The organism is Paraburkholderia kururiensis JCM 10599 = LMG 19447, assembly GCF_003986935.1.
Lineage (GTDB): Bacteria > Pseudomonadota > Gammaproteobacteria > Burkholderiales > Burkholderiaceae > Paraburkholderia > Paraburkholderia kururiensis.
This window is the reverse complement of the sequence record NZ_RJZE01000072.1, coordinates 1-3,267: the sequence shown is the minus strand read 5'-3', so window position 1 is coordinate 3,267 and position 3,267 is coordinate 1. Positions and strand designations below refer to the sequence as shown.

2 protein-coding genes and 2 pseudogenes are annotated in these 3,267 nt (G+C 54.7%); 2 read left to right on the top strand and 2 right to left on the bottom strand.

Annotated elements, in window-relative coordinates:
- Positions 1 to 599, bottom strand: a 599-nt coding sequence (locus tag PKKP23_RS33145) for a pyridoxal-dependent decarboxylase (RefSeq protein WP_240659277.1), incomplete at its 3' end; no start/stop codon positions are given.
- A gap of 138 nt (positions 600 to 737) precedes the next feature.
- A pseudogene (locus PKKP23_RS33140) lies at positions 738 to 1,282 on the bottom strand (transposase); the annotation flags it as partial.
- Between the two features lie 455 nt (positions 1,283 to 1,737).
- On the opposite strand from PKKP23_RS33140, the gene glnT reads away from it, so the two are divergent.
- Both glnT and PKKP23_RS35060 read left to right on the top strand, forming a co-directional pair.
- Complete coding sequence (glnT, locus tag PKKP23_RS33135) at positions 1,738 to 3,126, top strand: type III glutamate--ammonia ligase (RefSeq protein ID WP_126880049.1); 1,389 nt, start codon at positions 1,738 to 1,740, stop codon at positions 3,124 to 3,126.
- 55 nt (positions 3,127 to 3,181) lie between these two features.
- Positions 3,182 to 3,267 (top strand): annotated as a pseudogene (locus tag PKKP23_RS35060) (IS6 family transposase); the annotation flags it as partial.

Genomic DNA, 3,267 nt, shown 5'->3' with positions numbered 1-3,267 from the left:
GCCGCATCGGAATGCACATAGACATCCCGGACACCGGCCTCCGCTAGCGCCGCCTTGATCTTTCCCACATCGTCCCGCCCCTCCTTCATGGTCGTGCCGATGTTGGCCACCACAATGGCTGGTTGCCAAGGATGCGCGCTGGCCTGACGTTTCAGGTCTTCGTAGTCGATCTGCCCGTGCGCGTCGGATCGTACAATCGCATAGGGCAACTTCAACAGCCGTACGCCTTTGCTCACGCTGTAGTGGGTGTCGCGAGAGAAGTAGGCAACGCCATTCGGATACAGCTCGCGTCCGAGGTACAACCCAAAAGTATTGCCCTCCGTACCCCCGGTGGTGACATATCCCCAGTAGTCATCGACCGGGGCGCGGAAATGGGTGGCGAAGAACTCGACCACGTCCCGCTCGAACTCGCGTGAATCCACCCGGTAGATACCCTCGTCGAAAGGGTCTCCGACGTTGTTCCCGGTCAGATCCATGAAACGCCACAATGCACTGTAATCAAAGTTCTTGGCGAACGGATACCCTAGAAAATTGTCATTCGCCCTTTTCATCGAATCGTAAAGGGCGTCGAGTCGGGCCTCATCTTGCGTGCTTAACATCAAACCTCCTGCTCTATTAGGGAAACGCTGATCAATGAGCCCGCCGCCAGTAGTTCAGCACATTCGGCTCGCGATTTTTAAAGGGGAAGGCCGCCGCAGCCAATTTCGGGCTTCCACACGGCAGACTTCCCGCATTTTTCACACGACAGACGGACTGCTCCGACGACACGGCTGCAACCACTTTCGCGCCATCGCCAGATTCGCCAGCGCGAACCGTCTGAACAGTTGGGCTGAGTTCTTGAGCAACACGTTGTAGCGCACCTTGCAATGCCCGAACAGGTTCTTGACGACATGGAACGGATGCTCGACCCGCGCGCGAATCTGCGCTTTGGCGCGCTCGGCCGCGATCACCAGATCTTTCAGCGCACCCTCAGACATCGCCTTGATCTTGCCACGCTTAAACTGGGTCCCGGCTCCTTTCGACATTCTTCATCGACGGAGGGGCCTCGAAGATCGTCGCATCCACCAGCGTGCCTTCCTTCATCATCAGCCCGCGCTCGCCCCGCTCGACGCCAATCTCGTCGAACAGCTTTCGCGTCAGTTCGTGCTCGACCAGCAGACGCCTGAACTTCATCAGCGTGGTGGCATCCGGCACGTTCTCGCGCGCCAGGTCGATACCAGCGAACGCGCATCGCGATGCTGTCGTACAGCGCGTCCTCAAGGCCTTCATCCGACAGGCCGTAGTCGGGCCCGTATTTGCACGTACGGAATACCGAACTTTCAATAAACTACATAACTCGACACTATATTTACAAAATAACTTTGTATCTATTGTTCGAAAACCCCTCAAATTTCACAAAAATTTAGTTTGAGCTTATCAAAGCGTCAATGCAACAATTGTCAATCTTAGCTCCGATTATCGAGGCGTGACGATAGTAACGGGGTTACCAGAGTGCCTGCCGCCAAACTTTATTGTATATGGCCACAGCCATAATTAATTAAGGCAATCATCGCGCCGTCGCAATAGCCATGCCAGGCTTGAGAATTGACAATCGTTTTGTTGCATTGATGTGGATGCGGAACGATATTTTCCGTGTACTACCGCTTAATTTCTTCAATTACGTGTCGGCGGCAATGTGGCGGCATTAAGGGCGGCCGACGTGAAGTTCCTGAAAAACCTCGCAGAGGACAAACAACGATGAATTTTCTCAATGCAGATGCTTCCAGCTCTCGCGGGGTTGAAGTTGTACCTCGCTTCAGCTCTGTAGAGGAAGCTCAGGATTGGCTTTCCCGGCGAGGGATACAGTACGTACTGGCCCAGTTCGTTGATATTCACGGTGCCCCAAAAGCCAAATCTGTACCATTGGCGCATCTCGGGACCATTTTGAAAATCGGAGCCGGGTTCGCCGGCTTTGCTATATGTGGTTCAGGCATGCAGCCCAACGACTCCGACTTCGTGGGAGTTGGCGATCTGTCCACGCTTACGCCGATGCCGTGGCAGCCAGGACTTGCCCGCATCGTTTGCGATGGGAGTGCAGATGGCGCCCCGTCGCCGTACGATTCACGCGTGGCGCTCAAACGTCAGGTCGAACGCGCTGCTCGGCACGGATGGATTGTATTTACCGGACTGGAACCTGAGTTCTCGTTATTGCGACGGTCGGTGTCTGGCGAAGTAAGCCCCTTCGATACGACGGACACCCTGACGAAGCCGTGCTATGACTACAGGGGACTCTCCCGTGCGCGAGTGTTTCTCGAACGACTCACTGACGCCATTCGGGCAGCAGGTATCGATGTTTACCAGATCGACCACGAAGACGCGAATGGGCAATTTGAGATCAATTATACGTACACCAACTGTCTTACTTCATGTGATCGTTATATTCTATTTAAAATGGCTGCTTGCGACATCGCTAGCGAACTGGAAATGATCTGCTCTTTCATGCCAAAGCCATTCAGCGATCGTCCGGGAAACGGTATGCACATGCACATTTCCATCGGAGACGGCACGGCGAACCTGTTCGCCGACCCTGGCGATAGCCGCAGCATGGGGCTCTCGAAGCTTGGTTACCACTTCACCGCCGGCTTGTTAAGGCATGCCTCTGCGCTCGCGGCAATCTGCAATCCTACGGTCAATTCATATAAACGTCTCATCGTCGGCAGTTCGATTTCCGGTACGACTTGGGCTCCCGCCTATGCCAGCTACGGCCGCAATAACCGGTCGGCCATGGTGCGTATGCCCGGCGATCGCATCGAATTACGGCTCCCCGACAGTTCATGCAATCCTTATCTGGCAACAGCAGCTGTCGTCGCAGCGGGTATCGATGGCATCGAGAATGAATTGGACGCGGGTGCCCCCATCAACGAAAATCTCTTTGAATGGTCATCCTCGCAGCTCAACGAGCATGGTGTCAAACGATTGCCACAAAATTTGAGTCAGGCGCTGGATGCCTTGGAGGCAAACGATACCATCAAGCAAGCGCTTGGACCTGTCGCGGAGGAATTTATCAAACTCAAGCGAGCTGAATGGTTGGAATATATGCGCCATGTCTCGGACTGGGAGCGCCAGAGCTATCTTCAATCGTGCTAGTGACTGCTCTCGGCGGCGATGTCAACTTGGTGATGCAGGCGGCTAGAATGGTCAGATGACAAAGACCCGCTGCTCATTTCATGGCTACCGTTTCCCGGCAGCGATCATCAGCTGCGCGGTGCGCTGGTACCACCGCTTCAA

Excerpts from the sequence above, each read along its gene's own strand:
- glnT (WP_126880049.1), top strand. The coding sequence starts at position 1,738 with ATGAATTTTCTCAATGCAGATGCTTCCAGCTCTCGCGGGGTTGAAGTT.